Source organism: Mycobacterium sp. (genome assembly GCF_049683935.1).
Classification (GTDB): Bacteria; Actinomycetota; Actinomycetes; order Mycobacteriales; family Mycobacteriaceae; genus Mycobacterium.
The window spans coordinates 1-17,409 of the sequence record NZ_JBAUJR010000189.1 but is presented as its reverse complement, the minus strand read 5'-3'; the positions used below and the strand labels follow the sequence as shown (position 1 = coordinate 17,409).

General features: G+C 66.9%; 19 protein-coding genes. 13 read left to right on the top strand and 6 right to left on the bottom strand.

Annotated elements, in window-relative coordinates:
* The first annotated feature begins 189 nt into the window (after positions 1 to 189).
* On the top strand, positions 190 to 456 hold the full coding sequence (locus tag WA965_RS10480) for a hypothetical protein (RefSeq protein WP_526298099.1): 267 nt from the start codon (positions 190 to 192) through the stop codon (positions 454 to 456).
* Between the two features lie 609 nt (positions 457 to 1,065).
* The gene (locus tag WA965_RS10475) at positions 1,066 to 1,857 is read left to right on the top strand and encodes an ANTAR domain-containing response regulator (protein WP_526298097.1); all 792 of its coding nucleotides are present in this window, start codon (positions 1,066 to 1,068) and stop codon (positions 1,855 to 1,857) included.
* A 35-nt stretch (positions 1,858 to 1,892) separates the two neighbouring features.
* Here WA965_RS10475 and WA965_RS10470 read toward each other — a convergent pair whose 3' ends face one another.
* Entirely contained in the window at positions 1,893 to 2,135 is a 243-nt protein-coding gene (locus WA965_RS10470; RefSeq protein WP_526298095.1) for a ribosome modulation factor, read from the bottom strand.
* A 691-nt stretch (positions 2,136 to 2,826) separates the two neighbouring features.
* Between WA965_RS10470 and WA965_RS10465 the strand changes: the two genes are divergently transcribed.
* Complete coding sequence (locus WA965_RS10465; RefSeq protein WP_526298093.1) at positions 2,827 to 3,249, top strand: hypothetical protein; 423 nt, start codon at positions 2,827 to 2,829, stop codon at positions 3,247 to 3,249.
* A 3-nt stretch (positions 3,250 to 3,252) separates the two neighbouring features.
* Here WA965_RS10465 and WA965_RS10460 read toward each other — a convergent pair whose 3' ends face one another.
* On the bottom strand, positions 3,253 to 3,615 hold the full coding sequence (locus WA965_RS10460; RefSeq protein ID WP_178360522.1) for a helix-turn-helix transcriptional regulator: 363 nt from the start codon (positions 3,613 to 3,615) through the stop codon (positions 3,253 to 3,255).
* Between the two features lie 81 nt (positions 3,616 to 3,696).
* Between WA965_RS10460 and WA965_RS10455 the strand changes: the two genes are divergently transcribed.
* From WA965_RS10455 to WA965_RS10435, 5 genes are all read left to right on the top strand, one after another.
* On the top strand, positions 3,697 to 4,191 hold the full coding sequence (locus tag WA965_RS10455; protein WP_526298091.1) for an SRPBCC family protein: 495 nt from the start codon (positions 3,697 to 3,699) through the stop codon (positions 4,189 to 4,191).
* Positions 4,192 to 4,223: 32 nt separating this feature from the next.
* Positions 4,224 to 4,934 carry a Clp protease N-terminal domain-containing protein gene (locus WA965_RS10450; protein ID WP_526298089.1) on the top strand — a complete coding sequence of 237 codons (711 nt, stop codon included), beginning with the start codon at positions 4,224 to 4,226 and terminating at the stop codon, positions 4,932 to 4,934.
* A gap of 91 nt (positions 4,935 to 5,025) precedes the next feature.
* Positions 5,026 to 5,451 carry a PPOX class F420-dependent oxidoreductase gene (locus tag WA965_RS10445; protein ID WP_526298087.1) on the top strand — a complete coding sequence of 142 codons (426 nt, stop codon included), beginning with the start codon at positions 5,026 to 5,028 and terminating at the stop codon, positions 5,449 to 5,451.
* A 71-nt stretch (positions 5,452 to 5,522) separates the two neighbouring features.
* Positions 5,523 to 6,017 (top strand): hypothetical protein, encoded by a 495-nt coding sequence (locus tag WA965_RS10440; RefSeq protein WP_178360518.1) that lies wholly within the window; start codon positions 5,523 to 5,525, stop codon positions 6,015 to 6,017.
* Positions 6,014 to 6,559 carry a GNAT family N-acetyltransferase gene (locus WA965_RS10435; RefSeq protein WP_526298101.1) on the top strand — a complete coding sequence of 182 codons (546 nt, stop codon included), beginning with the start codon at positions 6,014 to 6,016 and terminating at the stop codon, positions 6,557 to 6,559. Before WA965_RS10440 ends, WA965_RS10435 begins: the two co-directional genes overlap by 4 nt.
* On the opposite strand, the gene zapE is transcribed toward WA965_RS10435, so the two are convergent.
* Complete coding sequence (zapE, locus tag WA965_RS10430; RefSeq protein ID WP_526298085.1) at positions 6,535 to 7,572, bottom strand: cell division protein ZapE; 1,038 nt, start codon at positions 7,570 to 7,572, stop codon at positions 6,535 to 6,537. The two genes, WA965_RS10435 and zapE, sit on opposite strands and share 25 nt — an antisense overlap.
* 34 nt (positions 7,573 to 7,606) lie before the next feature.
* Here zapE and WA965_RS10425 point away from each other — a divergent pair, with 34 nt between their 5' ends.
* The 4 genes from WA965_RS10425 to msrB are packed head-to-tail and all read left to right on the top strand — an operon-like array spanning position 7,607 to position 11,763.
* Positions 7,607 to 8,404: a pyrimidine reductase family protein gene (locus tag WA965_RS10425; RefSeq protein ID WP_526298083.1), complete on the top strand. Its 798-nt coding sequence runs from the start codon at positions 7,607 to 7,609 to the stop codon at positions 8,402 to 8,404.
* Positions 8,405 to 8,427: 23 nt separating this feature from the next.
* Positions 8,428 to 9,999 (top strand): alpha/beta hydrolase, encoded by a 1,572-nt coding sequence (locus tag WA965_RS10420; protein ID WP_526298081.1) that lies wholly within the window; start codon positions 8,428 to 8,430, stop codon positions 9,997 to 9,999.
* Between the two features lie 51 nt (positions 10,000 to 10,050).
* Entirely contained in the window at positions 10,051 to 11,319 is a 1,269-nt protein-coding gene (gene aftC / locus WA965_RS10415) for an arabinofuranan 3-O-arabinosyltransferase (protein ID WP_526298079.1), read from the top strand.
* A 33-nt stretch (positions 11,320 to 11,352) separates the two neighbouring features.
* Complete coding sequence (gene msrB / locus WA965_RS10410; RefSeq protein ID WP_178360542.1) at positions 11,353 to 11,763, top strand: peptide-methionine (R)-S-oxide reductase MsrB; 411 nt, start codon at positions 11,353 to 11,355, stop codon at positions 11,761 to 11,763.
* Here the strand turns inward: msrB and WA965_RS10405 are convergent.
* The 3 genes from WA965_RS10405 to WA965_RS10395 form a co-directional block, all read right to left on the bottom strand.
* Positions 11,715 to 14,087, bottom strand: coding sequence for a putative bifunctional diguanylate cyclase/phosphodiesterase (locus WA965_RS10405; RefSeq protein ID WP_526298077.1), 2,373 nt, complete (start codon positions 14,085 to 14,087; stop codon positions 11,715 to 11,717). The two genes, msrB and WA965_RS10405, sit on opposite strands and share 49 nt — an antisense overlap.
* A gap of 165 nt (positions 14,088 to 14,252) precedes the next feature.
* Positions 14,253 to 14,957, bottom strand: a complete 705-nt coding sequence (gene hemQ, locus WA965_RS10400; protein ID WP_526298075.1) for a hydrogen peroxide-dependent heme synthase — start codon at positions 14,955 to 14,957, stop codon at positions 14,253 to 14,255.
* A gap of 4 nt (positions 14,958 to 14,961) precedes the next feature.
* Complete coding sequence (locus tag WA965_RS10395; RefSeq protein WP_526298073.1) at positions 14,962 to 16,011, bottom strand: helix-turn-helix transcriptional regulator; 1,050 nt, start codon at positions 16,009 to 16,011, stop codon at positions 14,962 to 14,964.
* A 98-nt stretch (positions 16,012 to 16,109) separates the two neighbouring features.
* On the opposite strand from WA965_RS10395, the gene WA965_RS10390 reads away from it, so the two are divergent.
* Entirely contained in the window at positions 16,110 to 17,381 is a 1,272-nt protein-coding gene (locus tag WA965_RS10390) for an FAD-dependent oxidoreductase (RefSeq protein WP_526447487.1), read from the top strand.
* Positions 17,382 to 17,409 lie beyond the last annotated feature (28 nt).

Here is a 17,409-nt window from a genome sequence, read left to right as displayed (position 1 = left end):
GGTAACTCCGGAGGACCGGGCGGAGGCGCTGGCCCCGGAGGCCCGGGCGGCCCCGAGACCGGCGGCGGTAGTGGAGGCCCGGGTGGCGGTCCTCCCACAGGGCCTGGCCCCGGTGAACCAGGCAGCCCCACCGACCCCAATAGGAAATTCGGTGTCAACAATCGGCCTCCTCTTAAATACCCCGCACCCGTGCTGAAAATCGTTCAAACCGTAGGTGATTCGGTCTACGACCAGCCCCGCTACCAAGACACCCGAGCCGCCCGCCGGTACCACGCCGCGTTCGGCGGATCAGGCCAACCCGACGACGGCGACGGAATCCGCGAAGACGGCGAGGCCTATCAAGGCTCCTACCGCGGAGTCCTCAACAACGTCTTCGACCCCAAGCCAGCCAATAATTCAGGCAGCGGGGACAACGATTGCGTCGCCATCAACATCACCCAGGCCGACTGCTCGTAGAACGTCTGACGACCTTTGGTGCGCTCGCCTCCCCGGGGGCCGGGTTGGCATTTCAGTATGACGCGCGGGCGTACTCACAGTTCAGAGCCTGTATTCGGCAAACCTATCCACTTCGCTCTTCCTGACGGGGCGGCCGCCCGTTGATGGGCGGCCCTGACTGCGTCGGATCGGCCGCGTGGGGCGAAAGTCACCGGTTTTGTGGGTGCCCTATCGGGCATCTGTAAGCGCAGTGGGTGGCCGCGGACGGGTTGATTCGGGGTTGTCCGCAAGACGGTCTGTGCGGGGTCGACCCCCTAGTTGAGCGAACAGCTCTGCCCCGTCGGGCCGTCGTCTTGATCAAGTTCGTGGTTTCGTCGCCCGCGAATCGAGGAACACTGACCGCAGCGACGGGTCTAGCCGGATCACGTGGGAGATTCCATTCGCCAGATGATTGGGGACGCGGTCCCCTGCGTTGGCACCTCAGCGCCTGCCTCAGCTATCGATTCTCTACTCACGCATGTAGCCTCGCGGCGGTAGAGAACTCAGCCGTGAGAAGTTGCCGCCGCTGCGTTGATTGCGCAAACAGTCGCCTCGCGCGCGTGCAATTGACAATCCGGAAGCTGGTGCCTCGTGCCTCAACCCGAGAAAATCGACCACGCCGTCGAACCGGCGGAGTCCACCGATCCCCTCGCCAGGCTTCTCACCACGGCACAGGCCGTCGAACGACTACGCGAGGTGTTCGCCGCTGAAGAGCCCCTGGACGCGGTAGCGGCACGGGTCGCCGACACCGCACTCGCCGCCATCCGACACGCCGATGTCGTCAGCATTACCGTGCTGTCCTGGCCCGACTCCCGCACCGCAGCGTGCACCGATGACGAGGCGCTGGAACTTGATGACCGGCAGTACGCGTCGGGCCGGGGTCCATGCCTGGAGGCCGCGATGCAGCGAACCCCACTGCGAGCAATCGTCGACCATGAATTTACACAATGGCCAGAGTTCGCCGAGGCCGCGCAACAGGCGGGCGTTCGTGCGAGTTTGTCTGTTCCCCTGATCATCACGGGTGATGACAGCGAGCAGGAACTCGTTGGCTCGCTCAACATCTACAGCCACACGGCAACAGCATTCGACGAGTTCGACACCGAACTCATGCGCTTGTACAGCGCTGCCGCCGGCCAGGCGATCAGTAACTCCAACCGTTGGCAGAAGGCCCGAGACACCGTCGCCGAACTCGAAAGAGCACTCGTGTCACGCTCCGACATCGACATGGCCAAAGGTGCGCTGATCGCCCTACATGGCTGTGATTCCGGGGAAGCGTTCGACAAACTCAGGGTCGAGTCGCAGAACCGCAACGTCAAACTGCGTGCCGTCGCCCACGAACTCCTCAACCGAATGCAGATGACCGCCGACAGCGAACGCTTCTGACGCAGCGGCTTGTCCAGAGACGGGTCGGCAGTTCCTCAGTCACCCTTCCACGTATCACCGGGCCGGTTCACGCAGCCACCGCGCAGCCCGCGGCGTTGCGCCGCCAAGTAACGCTGCATCGCCGGCCCGCTGTTCACCCGGACCTGAAGCATGCGGTTGTAGCCGCGCCTCCAGAGCTTCGCCAGGGCCAGCGACCCCCCGGCATACGGGTTGACGTCGCCAGGCTCGGCGAGGGAGCCCTGGTACAAAGCGAAGACGTATTCCGCGCGCTTGCTCACCTGGCAAGCATGCACCCGTGCGGGTCCAGGTCGGCGGACAGCCACGCCGACCTGACCTCAGCGAGGCCGGTTTGGCCACCACGACTGCCGTTGACGATGTGGTTAATTCCTCGACGAACGGGTAACTGTTCGATCACAATCAATTCCCACCAAGTGTCGCGGCAGCGACGGGTCCAGCACGCAGGAGCAGACTCACATGGCAATGATCGACATCTGCCCCGCTTGCGGTTATCCCACCGTCGGTGTCGAACTGTGCGCCTACTGCGTTCCCGTGCAGACGATGAACGGCCACCATCCATTCCATTCCGTACCGGGAGCGGGTCAGCCACGTTTCCGTCCGGCGCGGCCCTTGACGAGCTTCGCGCACCCGAATCCCTCACTCGCCGAGTCGAATCAGGCCCTACAGGCCGGATGAATCGCCCGCGGATCCGGCGCTGGCGCCTGTGAAGTAGTAACGCCTACTGACCGATCCGTGTCGAAGTAGTGACCTTTCTATTAGGTCACTCTCAGCTTGGCGTCGTAGCTTCGTACTCAGCACCACAGACACTCCCGATAAGCTCGGCCCGCCACCAACCCCCCCAGGTGGCGGGCCGAGATCGTGTTTGCCAGTCCGGAAAGCCGATGGCGATCCCGCCGCACCCGCTAGAGTTCGCGATACACCGGACCCGTTCAGACGACCTAGGGGTGGGACATGATTCGCGAGATGCTCGTGGCGACCGCCATCAGCGCTGCCGCCCTGGCCACAGCGCCGGCTGCGATAGCCGAGCCGGGTCCGATGTACCCCGACGACTCTGGCCGCTACGACACCGACGTTCCCGGGATCGTCTACGACGCGCCACTCACCGGACCGTGCACGAACATGGAGCGCTTCACGTTCGGTCGCGGCAAAGGTGGCGCGGCCATGCAGTGCCGGTGGATTCCCAACCAGTGGCCCCCGGTGTACACGGGCTTCTGGCAGATCAGCTACGAACTGCACGGCGTCCGGGAAATCGGCAGCCGGTGCCCGAACCCGCAGGCCGCCGCCCAGTCCCCCGACGGCCGACCGCTGCTGTGTGTCGGAGCGCAGGGATGGCAGCCCGGGATCCTGACCAGCGCCGGCTTCACGCCGCTCTGACGCTCAGGTACTGCGCAGAGTGCGACTGGGTTCGGTGCCGAAGACTTCCTTGTAGGCGCTGCTGAAGCGACCGGGATGGCTGAACCCGCAGCGCCCGGCGATCGACGTGACGGTGTCCAACGCCGGGTCGGCCGACTTCAACTCCCGGTGAGCCCTCTCCAGCCTGATGCGGCGCAGGTACTCCAGTGGTGTCGTGGTCAGGTGCTCACGGAACGCGTACTGGATGGCACGTGGCGTGACATCGGCGGCCGCGGCGATATCGCGGATGGTGATGTCGTACTGCGCGTTGCTGTGGATGAAGTCCAGTGCCTGCCGCAACATCCGTGGCTGGGCCGTCGCTGTGGTGGTCCGGTCTTTTACCCCCATGGCTATTTCAAGTTCCCGCACTTCACTCACAGCGAAACCCCGAGTGATCCATCCCACTGGATCTGCTGACACCATCAAGACATGACCGACCGCATCGAAGTGCCCCGAACCATCCCCGCCCCGGCCGCCGACATCTTCGCCGTGCTGTGCGATCCGCAGGGCCATGTGGCCATCGACGCCACCGGCATGCTGCAGGACGCCGACGGTGACCCGGTGCGCGCGGTCGGCGACACCTTCGTGGTCCACATGGACCGCGAAGCACTCAACGACTACCCACTGGGCCGGTACGACGTCTCGGTGGAGATCAGCGCGTTCGAGCAGGACCGGCTGATCGCGTGGAAGATCCTCGGGCAGATCAAGCCGCAGATCGGCCACGTCTACGGCTACCGCCTGGAACCGGCCGAGGACGGCACGCTGGTCACCTCGTTCTACGACTGGTCCGACATCGACCAGCACTGGCGCGACGCAGACATCTTCCCGGTCGTGTCCGAGAGCGCCCTGCGGGCGACCCTCGGCATTCTCGATCGCACCGTGCGGCGTGGCTACCCCGAGGCGCAGTCGTCAACCCAGGGTTGACGCTCGCCTAGCGTCAACCTAGGGTTGACGACATGAGCGCGAAGATCACCCACCCCGTCCGTCTCGACGACCTGATCGACGTCATCACCCAGGTGCACGACCAACCCCTCGATCAACTCACCGACGCCGTGCTGGCCGCCCAAGCACTCGGCGAGGTGGCCGACCACCTCATCGGCCACTTCGTCGACCAGGCCCGCCGATCCGGCGCCTCGTGGACCGAGATCGGCCAGTGCATGGGTGTCACCAAACAGGCGGCGCAGAAACGATTCGTCCCCAGGACCCCCGACAACCCCGACACCCTGGACCCCAACGCCGGATTCAGCCGTTTCACCGAGCGGGCGCGCAACGTCGTGGTCCAAGCCCAGAACCGTGCCCATGAAGCCGGCAACCCGTTGATCCAACCCGCACACCTGATCCTGGGCCTGTTCGCCGACCCGACCGGTCTGGCCGCCCATCTCGTCGCCGCCCAGGGCATCGACGTCACCGCGGTCGCAGCCACCGTCGTGCTGCCGCCGAGAACCGACGAGGTCCCCGCGCTCATCCCGTTCGACCCGCGCGCCAAAAAGGCACTCGAATTGACCTTCCGCCAGGCCCTACGGTTGGGACACAACTTCATCGGCACCGAGCATCTGCTGCTCGCGTTGCACGAAGAAGAAGATGACGGCGGAGTGCTGCACGGGATGGGCCTCGACTGGGAGCGCTTCGAAAGCGATCTGCTGGCCGCTCTGGACGCATTGGCGTGATCGACAAAATCTTCGACGCCGCCACCGCGCGGTGGACGAACTCAAGACCTCCTGAGGGAATAGATCACGACGCCGCACGGTAGATACCCCCATGAGACTCAACGACGCCGCCCGCGACCTCATCGGCACCGGGGCCGACGCCACCCTCGTCACCCTCAACCCCGATGGCAGCCCGCAGGTGAGCCTCGTCTGGGTCGCTCTGCAGACCACACCGGATGGCGACGAACTGGTCACCGCCCACCTCTCCGAGCACAAGAAGGTTCGCAACGTTCGCAGCGATCCCCGTGTCGCGGTCACCATCGTCGCGCTGGACGGTACTCATCAGGTCATGCGGCCGTATCTCTCGATCAACGGGACAGCCCGGATCGTCGAGGGAGGTGCCCCCGAGGTGCTCGCCGGCCTTGCGAGGACGCTCGCAGGCCCCGACGCACACTTCCCGCCTGACGACGCGCCTGCCGGGTATCTGACGCGGATTCGCATCGACAGGGTGGGCGGCGTGGGCCCCTGGGTGTCCTGACGCCCAACGCGCACCGCCCCTCTCAGTGGGTGTGCAATCATGCGAAGCACGCCTACGAGGGGACACCACACATGCGTCGCTGGCTCGCGCTGCTGATCGCCACACTGGCGGCACTGGGAGGTCTGGTCGCCCCCTCAGCGTCGGCGGCGAACATCCCCATCGGGCGTCTGGGTGAGCCGCTGCGCGTGGAGTTCGAGGGGTTGGTCGCCGACATCTCGGTCAACAACGTCCTGCCCTCGCCAGTACCCCCGGGTTTCGGGTATCCGCCCCGCCCGCCGCGCCACCAGGTGTACCGCGCCGACATCACGATCACGCCGGTGCGCGTCCCCACCGCGTTCGCGATGGCCATCACCTACCAGTTCCGTGGCGTCACCCCGACCGGCGACGCCTACGAACCGCGCAACAGCGACTCCCCCGACTCCTTGCAATTGGGCATGCAGAACGCTCGGGTCGGGCAGACGTTCAGCGGCGGAGTCTGGTGGGACTGCTACCGCGACCTGGTGTCCAACGTCGTACTGCTGGACAAGATCACCGGCACCCGCCTGGCGCAGTGGAACCTTTCCTGACCCAGCCCGAGTTCCGCCCGCAGGTCGACACCGCGTCCCCGGCGCGACTGGCCGAACTTGCCGAGGTGGCCGCGAGGACCTTCCCGCTGGCCTGTCCCCCGTCCGCCGCCCCGGTGGACGTCGCGGCGTTCATCAACGACAACCTCACCGCCGCGCGCTTCGCCGAGCACCTCGCCGACCCCGACCGGGCGGTGCTCACCGCGACCGAGGGCGACCGAATCATCGGCTACGCCATGCTGATTCGCGGTCTGCCCGACGACGCCGACGTCAGGAAAGCGGTCACCGCGCATCCGGCCGTCGAGCTGTCGAAGATGTACGTGCTGCCCGAAGCTCATGGCGCCGGGGTGTCGGCGGCACTGATGTCAGCAGCGCTGCAGCACGCCACGGAACTCGACGCCGCCTGTGTCTGGCTCGGCGTCAACCAGCAGAACCAACGGGCACAACGCTTCTACGCCAAACACGGCTTCGTGATCACCGGCACCAAGACCTTCCGGCTCGGCACCCACATCGAGCAGGATTACGTGCTGGTGCGCCCGTCCTGACCGGCCGCGGTCAACGCCAGCAGTCGCGACGTCGCCCGCAGGTACTTCTTGCGGAAACCGCCCTGCAGCATCTCGTCGCTGAACACCGTGTCCAACTTGGCCCCCGAGGCCACCACCGGGATGCCGGCGTCGTAGAGGCGGTCGGTCAGCGACACCAGCCGAAGCGCGACACTCTGGTCATCGATCGGGCGGACACCGGTGATGAAAACCTCCGAAACCCCTTCGATCAGCGTGAGATAACGCGACGGATGCATGGTCGCCAGATGCGCGCACAGCGCGTCGAAGTCATCCAGCGTCGCGCCGGGCACCTTGGCCGCCCGGTCGGCGACCTCGGTGTCACTCGGCGGCACCGGCGCCGGCGGCAGGTCACGATGGCGGTAGTCCGGGCCCTCGATGCGCACCGTGGTGAACATCGCCGCCAGCGTGTTGATCTCCCGCAGGAAGTCCTGCGCCGCGAACCGGCCCTCCCCCAACTGCTCGGGCAGCGTGTTCGACGTCGCGGCGACCGACACGCCGTTCTCGACGAGCGCCGACAACAGCCGGGAGATCAGCGTGGTGTTGCCGGGGTCGTCGAGTTCGAACTCGTCGATGCAGACCACCACATAGTCAGACAGCAACTCGATGCACTCGACGAACCCGAAGACCCCCGCCAACTGGGTGAGCTCGCCGAACGTCGCGAACGCTTTCGGGCCGGGCACCGCGTAGTACGACGACGCCAGCAGATGGGTCTTGCCGACGCCGAAACCGCCGTCGAGATACACCCCGACCCCCGGCAGCACCTCGCGTTTGCCGAACAGCTTCTTCTTGCCGGCCCGCCGCTGCACCGCCTGCTCACAGAACAGCCGACACGCGTCCACCGCCGCGGCCTGCGACGGCTCGGCCGGATCCGGCTTGTAGGTGTCGAACCCGACGTCGGCGAATGTGGGCGGCGGGACCAGCTGGGCGATCAGCCGTTCCGGGGTGACGGTGGGATGACGATCGACCAGACTCCCGACATCACTGGACCCGTGCATGCTGGCACTTTAACGGCGTGCTGTGATTCTGCGTATGTCAGCAGCCGGTGACGGGACGCAGTTCACAATGCTCAGCCGAACCGACCGATTCGGTCCGGGCGCGCTCGCCCAGAGCTACGCCTACCCCGACGATCTGAAGTCGTGCTGGGTGCGGGCCAACATGATCGCCTCCGTCGACGGCGGGGCGACCAGCGCAGGTAAGTCGGGTGATCTGGGCGGCGACGGCGACAAGGCCGTCTTCACGGCGCTGCGCGAAGCCGCCGACGTGATCGTCGTCGGCGCGTCCACGGTGCGCGTCGAGGACTACTCGGGGGTCCAGTTCGACGCCGGCCAACGACGGGCACGCCGACAGCGCGGGCAGGCCGAGGTGCCGCCGATCGCCGTGCTGACAAGGTCGGGCCGACTCGACCCGGATGCGAAGCTGTTCCACCGCACCGAGATCCCACCGCTGATCCTGACCAGCGCTGACGCGGCGGAGGACACCAGGTCTCGGCTCGACGGCGTCGCCGAGGTCCTCGACGCGTCCGGCGCCGACCCCGACTCGGTGCATCTGCCGACCGCTCTCGGCCTGCTGGCCGGCCGAGGGCTGCTGCGGGTCCTGACCGAAGGGGGTCCCGGCATCCTCGGCATGTTCACCGAACAGGACGTGCTCGACGAGCTGTGCCTGACGGTGGCTCCGATGCTTGTCGGCGGCAAGGCCGGCCGCATCGTGACCGGGGCAGGTGAAGTGCAGACCGCGATGCGGCTGCGCCACGCCCTCATTGACGATGACGGCTACCTCTATCTGCGCTACGACCGCCGTGAGCCACCGCGCTTCGACGCAGCTCAGTGAGACCGGTCAGTACTGTGGTTCCCATGCGTCGTCTGCCCCGTGCTCCTCGCGGTGCCGCCGCAGCGGCCGTTCTGGTGTCACTGCTGGTGGTCGGCTGCTCACCCGGTCTGGCCGCAAACCCGCGCTACGCCACCAACTCCGGGGCCGGCCCCCAGGGCGAGCCGCAGTCGAGCGCGGCGCCCGCAGGGCCCCCGGCCATCGAGGCGCCGAAGAACGATCTGTCGTGGCAGGACTGCACCTCGCGGGCCTTCAGCGACGCGTCGGTGAATCCGGTTCCGGGCGTCTCGCTGGACTGCGCCACCTATGACGCCGACCTCGATTCGATCAACGGTGCCAGCGGCACGGTGAGCATCGGGGTGATGCGCGCGAGAACCGCGCAGACCCCCGGTGATGCCGGGCCCTTGGTGATGACCACCGGGTCGGATCTGCCCAGCTCGACTCAGCTGCCCGTGTGGTTGTCACGCGCCGGCACCGACGTGCTCGCCCAGCACCCCGTGGTCTCGGTGGACCGCCGTGGCATCGGCATGTCGGGAGCGTTGGACTGCCGCGACCTGTTCGACCGTCAGGAGATGTTCGAGCAGGCCCAGTTCCAGTCCGGAGACGATCCCGTCGCCAACCTCGGTGCGGTCACGATGACAGCGACGACGAACTGCACCGACACCATCGCCCCCGGCGATTCCGCCTACGACAACACCCACGCCGCCGAGGATCTCGAGCGACTCCGCACCACCTGGGATGTGCCTGCTCTCGCGTTGCTCGGTGTCGGTAACGGCGCCCAGGTCGCGCTGGCCTACGCCGGGTCGCACCCGAGCAAGGTGGCCAGGCTGATCCTGGACTCCCCCCTCCCGCTGGGCATCGCGGCGGAGGCAGCCACCGAGCAGCGTGTTCAAGGTGAGCAGGCCGCTCTGGACGCGTGGGCGGCCCAGTGCGCGGCGACGAACTGCCCGCTGGGCGCTGATCCGAAGGCCGCGGTGGATGCGTTGCTGGAATCGGCGCGGGCGGGCAACGGTCCCAACGGTGCCTCGGAGGCCGCCGTCGCCGACGCCATCTCCACGGCGCTCGCCTACCCGCAGGGCGAGAGGGTCGATGCGAGCAACGAATTGGCGCTCGCGGTCGCCGATGCCCGGTCCGGCAACACCAACCGGCTCAACAACCTGATCAACCAGGCGGAGACGACGCGCCAGACCGACGGCCAGTTCGTCAACACCTGCAGTGACGCGTTGAACCGTCCCACCCCCGACCGGGTCCGCGAACTCGTGGTGGCGTGGGACGACCTGTACCCCCAGTTCGGCAGGGTGGGTGCGCTCGACATGGTGAAGTGCCTGAACTGGCCCAGCGGCACCGCGCCGCAGGAGCCCGAGAACCTCACCATCCCGACGCTGCTGCTCGGCGTGCAGAACAATCCGATCGTCGGCAACGCAGGTGTGGCCGCGGTCGCCGCCACCGCGATCAACGCCGGTTCGACCAATCGACGGGTCATGTGGCAGGGCATCGGACACGGCGCGGTCATCTACTCGCCCTGCGCGCTGCCACCGGTGATGGGCTACCTGGACTCCGGCCAGCTACCCCCCACCGACACGTACTGCCCGGCCTGACGTAGGCCATGTCGCGGGATCAGCCGTCGACCCTTCGGGTACGGTGCCCACGTGCGTGATCTTGTTCTGAGTGGATTCCGGCCTCGCACGTCCCCGCCCAGCACCGCGTCGGTCCTGCGGTCGATCCTGTGGCCACTGGCGATTCTGTCCGTCATCCACCGCAGCTACGTGCTGGCCACCAACGGCTTCATCACCGACGACTTCGCCCCTGTCTACCGCGCGGTGGTGAATTTCAAGCTCGGCCTGAACATCTACGACGGAAACTTCGACCAGGTCGATCCGCACTACCTCTACCCGCCCGGCGGCACCTTGATCATGGCGCCCTTCGGCTATCTGCCGGTCGAGGCGTCGCGCTACTGGTTCATCTTCTTCAACACGCTGGCGATCCTGCTGGCGGCGTACTTCCTGCTGAGGTTGTTCAAGTTCACGTTGGCCTCGGTCGCCGCGCCGGCGCTGCTGTTGGCGATGTTCTGCACCGAGAACGTCACCAACACGCTGGTGTTCGGAAACATCAACGGGCCCATCCTGTTGCTGGAAGTGCTGTTCTTCCGGTTCCTGCTCGACGGGAACAAGAGCCACGAATGGTGGGCGGGGGTCGCGATAGGTCTGACGCTGGTGGTCAAACCTCTGCTCGCACCGCTGCTGCTGTTGCCGCTGCTCAACCGGCAGTGGCGGACGCTGGTGACCGCGTTCGCGGTGCCGGCGGTGTTCAACGCGGTGGCCTGGCCGCTGATCAGCGACCCGATGAGCTTCGTCACCCGCACGGTGCCCTACATCCTGTCCACCCGCGACTACTTCAACAGTTCGATCCTGGGCAACGGGGTCTACTACGGGCTGCCGATGTGGCTGATCCTGTTGATGCGTGTCGGGTTCGCACTGCTGGGTGTGGCCTCGCTGTGGCTGCTCTACCGGTACTACCGCACCCGCGACCCGCTGTTCTGGATGCTGACCTCCTCCGGTGTGCTCCTGCTGACGTCGTGGCTGGTGCTCTCCCTGGGGCAGGGCTACTACTCGATGATGCTGTTCCCGTTCCTGATGACCGTGGTGCTGCCGAACTCGGCCATCCGCAGCTGGGTGGCGTGGATGGCGATCTACGGCTTCACGACGATGGACCGCTGGCTGCTCGGACACTGGCCCACGACGGGGCGCGCACTGGAGTACCTGAAGATCACCTACGGCTGGTCGCTGCTGTCCATCGTGGTGTTCGTGGTGCTGCTGTTCCGGTATCTCGACGCCAAGAACGACGGCCGCCTCGACGACGGCATCGACCCGCCATGGGTCAGGCAACTCACCGACGCCGGGGCCAAACCCGACGCGTAACCTGTCAGCATGACGGCAACAGGGTCAGATTCGATGCCGGGTCCCAAGCTGGTCCTGAGCGACGATCAGTGGCGCGAGCGGTTGAACCCAGAGGAGTTCGCGGTGCTGCGTCGTGCCGGCACCGAGCGGCCGTTCACCGGCGAGTACACCGACTCCAAGACCGAGGGCGTTTATGCCTGCCGGGCGTGTGGGGCGGAACTGTTCCGCAGCACCGAGAAGTTCGAATCCCATTGCGGCTGGCCGTCTTTCTTCGACCCCGCCGACTCGGACTCGGTGATCCTGCGCACCGACAACACCTTGGGTATGCACCGCGTCGAAGTGGTCTGCGCCAACTGCCACAGCCACCTCGGGCATGTCTTCTCCGGCGAGGGCTACCCCACTCCGACCGACAAGCGCTACTGCATCAACTCGATCTCGCTGCGCCTCTTGCCTTCCGACGGGTAGCCGTTGTCGCCGGCGCCGCGACCGTTGCGTCGGCGCTGCTGCGATGTCAGCAGTTCCAGCATCGCAGGTGCCACGAGCGGCGGACTGTAGTAGAAGCCCTGAGCGACGTCACAGCCGTACTCGAGCAGCTTCGCTGCCGTCTCGGCGTTCTCGACTCCCTCGGCCACCGGCGTCACGCCCAACACGTGAGCGAGGTCGATCACCGCGCGCACGATCGCGGCCGACGTCGGCTGAGTCAGGATGGGCGCGATGAACTCGCGATCGAGCTTGACCTCGTGCACCTGAAAATCCCTGAGGTACCACAGCGCCGAATAACCACTGCCGAAGTCGTCGATCGCGATGCGAATCCCGCTGTCCCGCAGCTCGGCGAATACCGCGCGGGTCTGGGCGATGTCCTCCAGCAGCAGATCCTCGGTGATCTCGACGGTCAGCGTCTCCGGCGGCAGGCGCCGGTTTTCGAGGGCCTGCAGGAGTTGCCGGGGCAGATCGGTGTCGCTGATCGACGGGGCGAAGACGTTGACCGCGACGGGAACACCGACGCCTTTTTGGTACCAGTCGGCCACGTCGTCCAATGCCAGGTCCAGCACCAGGGATGTCAACGAGCGCATCAAGCCGTGCTCACGCACCAACGGGAGGAACTGCTCGGGAGCCAGCAGTCCCCGGCGCGGGTGCGGCCAGCGGACCAGCGCCTCCACTCCGACGATCTCACCGGCACGCAGGTCGAACTTGGGCTGGTAGAAGACCGTGAGCTCGCGGCGTCCTATCGCGTGCCGGAGCTCACCGAGGAGGCGAGCCGCGACCCGACCCGCTGCGCGGCTCCTGGAATCGGTGACGGGCACACCCCCGACGATCTCACCGTGCGACATGTCCGCGCTGTACACGTGCAGATCCCCTGACCGCGATTTCTTCGCGGCGTACATCGCGACGTCGGCCTGCAGGAGCAATTCGTCACCGGTGACGGCGGGTGCGCCCTCCTCGGTCATCGCCAGCCCGACACTGGGACGCACCCAGAGCTCCTGACCGGCGACCGCGAAGGGCCGGTCGAAGGCGTGCACCACACCCTGGGCCACGGCGCGCAGGGCCTCGACGTCACCCTCCATCAGCACCGCGAACTCGTCGCCGCCGAGGCGTGCGGCCGTATCGTCGGGACGGACGATGCCGTTGAGGCGTTCGGAGAACCGCACCAGCATGGCATCGCCGGCTGCGTGCCCGAGGCTGTCGTTGACGAGTTTGAAGTGGTCGAGATCCATCAGAAGCACGGCCACCGAACCGTTGCCGTCACGCGGTGTCTGCATCGCCCGGTCGAGTCGCTCCTGGAACAGAGTCCGGTTGGCCAGGCCGGTCAACGGATCACGCACCACCTGGTCGGAGACTTTGGCCAGCAGTCGGTGGTGCTGGTCGAGCACCAGGTACTGGCGGATCATCACGGCGAACACCGTGATGATCCCGACGATGTAGAGCGGTCCCAGGATCGGGATCATGACCGGGGCGCACACTGCCACCGCGATCGTGACCGGCACGAACGGCAGCCACATCGATGCCCGCGAGGTGACCCGCGACTGGGCCCAGACCCGGTCGGGCGGCGCGCCGTGGCTGAGCAGGGCGGCTCCGCCGATCGCCAGGAAGCCCCACGCGTAACCGAGCGAAATGGCCTCGTAGTACTGGCCCTGCACCGCGGTCACGTACGCGTAAGCGGCGTCGGAAGCAGCGATCAGAACCAATCCCACGGTCAGCAGCGCAGGCGTCGAACGGTCTCCTGCCGGCGCCCGCACCAACAGCAGCAGCGCGATGGTGACCACGGCGATATCGGCGACGGGATAGGCCAGCGTCAGCGCCAGCGAGGTCGGTTCCATCACCTGTGCCGAGTACACCGTTCCCAGCAGGGTCACCCAGGCCGCGCCGAACAGTGCACCGGCCGTGATCACGCCGTCGAGCAGCACCCGGAGCCGCGTGGCACGTGAGTAGTCGCCCAACAGAAGGATCAGCGCGAGTCCGGCGCCGACGGGCAGCGCCGCATACCCCAGGTCGGCCACCGACTGGAACTGCAAGGTCCCGCGGATCAGGCCGTTGTAACTCCAGACCAGTTGGCCTGCGGCGAAACCACTCAGGCCGATCGCCATACATGTCCACGCCGCGCGTCTTCGGCCCCGCACCCGCCGCGCGGCAGCTACCGCGGATGCCACGGCGAACAGGGCGAGCGCCAGAACAGCCAGATCAGCCAGGAACCGGACCACGGGTTCGCCGCTCCACCTGCTCAACTGCAGCACAGTGAGACCGGCACCCACTGTGACGAGGGCTGCCGTCACCGTTCTGGCGTTCGGCATCGGACGATGCTAGCAACAGCGAGACGCCGGAAGGCCAAATTTTAACGCTAACGTCACAGAGACTTCAGCAACCGGAGACCAGCGCCCCCCGAGAACGGCCGGATGCTGGCAGCGTGTGCCACTTAGCTCCGCCGAACTGGCGGCACCGGCCTGTCAGCAAATTGCCTAGGGAAGCGACGTGACAAGTTGTTCGACCGAGACGCGAGGGCCGGTGAAGAACGGCGTCTCCTCGCGCACATGACGGCGGGCGTCGGTGGCGCGCAGATCACGCATCAGGTCGACGATGCGGTGCAGTTCCGGCGCCTCGAACGCCAGCAGCCACTCGTAGTCCCCCAGCGCGAACGACGGCACCGTGTTGGCGCGAACATCCTTGTAGTCCCGCGCCGCCATCCCGTGCTCGGACAACATGCGTCGACGCTCGTCGTCGGGCAGCAGATACCAGTCCAGCGATCGGACGAACGGGTAGACGCAGATGTAGGCGCCTGCCTCCTCACCGGCCAGGAACGCCGGGACGTGGCTCTTGTTGAACTCCGCCGGTCGGTGCAGCGCCACGTTGCTCCAGACTGCGGTCGACGCGCGGCCCAGCGTCGTGGTACGGCGGAAATCCGAGTAGGTCGCCTGCAGGGCCTCGACGTTCTCGGCGTGCGTCCACATCATGAAGTCCGCGTCGGCGCGCATCCCGGCGATGTCGTACAGACCACGAACCACCACCCCGCTGTCCTCCTGGACTTTGAGGAACGTGGCCATCTCGTCGGCGACGGCGGCGCGCGCGTCGTCTTCGTAGGCCAGCGCACCCGGTCGCACGGAGAAGACCGAGAACATCAGGTACCGGATGGTGGAGTTGAGCGCTTCGTAGTCGAGCTTGGCCATGGGCCTATCGTGCCACGTGCGCAGATGCGTGGGTTTCGCCGGCCACGGCTGACGAATGCACCGGTTCGGCGGACGCGGAGAGCCGTCGGGAGATCGTGCGGCAGGCCTGCCTGAGAGGTTCTGGACCCACAACGGTGAAATCAGCGTCGAACGTCGCGAGTAACCCTGCGATGCCCGCCCACGACCATGCCCCCAGCGTGAGAACGCTCTGATTCGCGGAGAACCGCTCGATGACAGAGCCCCCAGGCGCCCATCGTGCAACCACATCCGGAGGAAGGTCCAGCACGACGGTGCCCACACACTGCCACTCGGCCGGAGTGTCACCCCGGTCGTGGCTCGTCATCACATAGCGCGCCACGTCGGACCCCGGCAACGCCCGTCTTTCGAACACGGTTCCGAGCGAGACAGCGGAGAGGATGCGGTCGACGCGGAAGATCGTCCATTTCTCGTCGGAGGGGACGTAGGCGACGAGGTACCAGCGGGCGGCCCAGACCACGAGGTGGTGTGCTTCGACCGTCATCGGCGGGGTGAAGTCGGGATCCGCGGGATCCCGACGCCGACCGTCGGGTGCGAGATAGTCCAGCCGGAGTCGGTGGGCATTCCTGATCGTCGCACCGAGACACCGAAGGATGCCCGCACGCACGGGCGGCGCCGCGAACTCCCACGGATTGGCAATCGCGGTGACGTGCATGGACTCGGCCTCGGCCCGCAGATCGGCGGGCATGACCTGCTTGATGCTCGTCAGCGCGCGGGCCACGGCCTCGTCGATACCTCGGACAGTGACCGGTGCCGTCTGTAGTGCAATCGCGACCGCGACGGCCTGTTCGTCATCGAGCAGCAACGGCGGCAGCTTGCCTCCTGTGCCCAGCGAATAGCCGCCGGCCGGACCCATCGCCGAACCGACGGGATAACCCAACTCGCGAAGGCAGTCGACATCGCGGCGCAGAGTGCGCGGGCTGATGTCGAGGCGGTCGGACAGGTCGGCGGCACTCCAGCGCGGCCGACTCCCGAGCAGGGCCAACAGCTGCAGAAGTCGTGAAGACGTTGACGCCATGCTGCCAGCATCCACCCAGAGGCGGACATTCGGTGACCTCCACTGCTGAAACGGTGGGGGCACCCGGTCAGCCCGGGAAAAACTCGAGGAGGGTCGTCATGCAGGTCATGGTCATCGGTGCCGGAATCGGCGGACTCGCGCTGGCGTGCGGTCTGCAGCGCCACGGCATCGACGTCGAAGTCGTCGAACGCGACACCGATCTCGCCCGGACCGGTGGATACCACCTACACCTGCATGCGCCGGCGCTCAGCGCACTGCGTCGATTGCTCGACCCGGACGTGCTCGAACAGCTCTATGCAGTCTCGGCCGGAGGGCGGGCAGACGACGGTGTCGTGGTGCGCGACCACCGTGGTCGCCTCCTGACACGCGGCCGCGCCGCGGTCACCGCTGATCAGTCGCTCAACGTCGATCGGGTGACCCTGCGTACGCTGCTCGGACGTTCGGTGGCCCCCGCAGTGCGGCTGGGAACAAGCTACGTCGGTTGCGAACTCAGCGGCGACGGGACCGTGGAGGCGCGGTTCTCCGACGGCTCGCGCAGCCGGGCGGACGTTCTCGTCGGAGCCGATGGTGTCGGTTCCCGTGTCGCCGAAGCCTTGGCCGGCAGGCCCACCTCCGCTCCGGTGGGCTTGATCGGCGTCGGCGGTTTCACCCCTGTCGACGCGCTATCTTCCTCGGCGGCGGGATTTCTCGGCGCACACTCGACGTTCGCCGTCGGCCCTCGGGGAACCGGCCTGTACATCGGGTACCACGACCCTCGGGGCGAGGCACTCATCACCACACCGCTCGACCAACCGCCGGCCACGCAGACCGCCACCTACATCTGGGGCGCCATGATCGCTGAGTCCGACAGGACCCGGGAGCTGCTGGCATTCGGGGGCGCTGATCTCGGCCGCGCGACCAGCCAATGGATGCGAGGAGCGGGCTGGTCCACCCGTCTGATCACGGTCATCGAACACGCCAGGACCCAGGGGCTGGCTGCATTCCGTCTGCACGCCGCGATCGACCCCGCCCAGCTGGCGCCGTGGCCTGCCGGTCGGATCACCGCGCTCGGCGACGCCGTCCATGCCGTTCCACCCACGGGCGGTCAGGGAGCGGCGACTGCGATCCTCGACGCCGACCTTCTCTGTCGGGAGCTCTGCGCCGCGCTGCGCGGCGAGAAGGCGGTGAATGTGGCGGTCAACGATTTCCACCACCAGATGCGCAGCTATGCCCGCGTCGCGGTGACGGAGTCGCTGCGTCCGGTCTCGCGAATCCGCGCGACCGCCACCCCTGTGGGCGCCACGCTTCTCCGGGTCGCACTGCCGGTCGCCGGCGGCCTCTCCGCCGCACGGTACGGCGCCAAGGACGCCGCTGCGAAGCTCCGGCGCTGAACGCTGATCCGTGTCAGCGGCCGTCGAC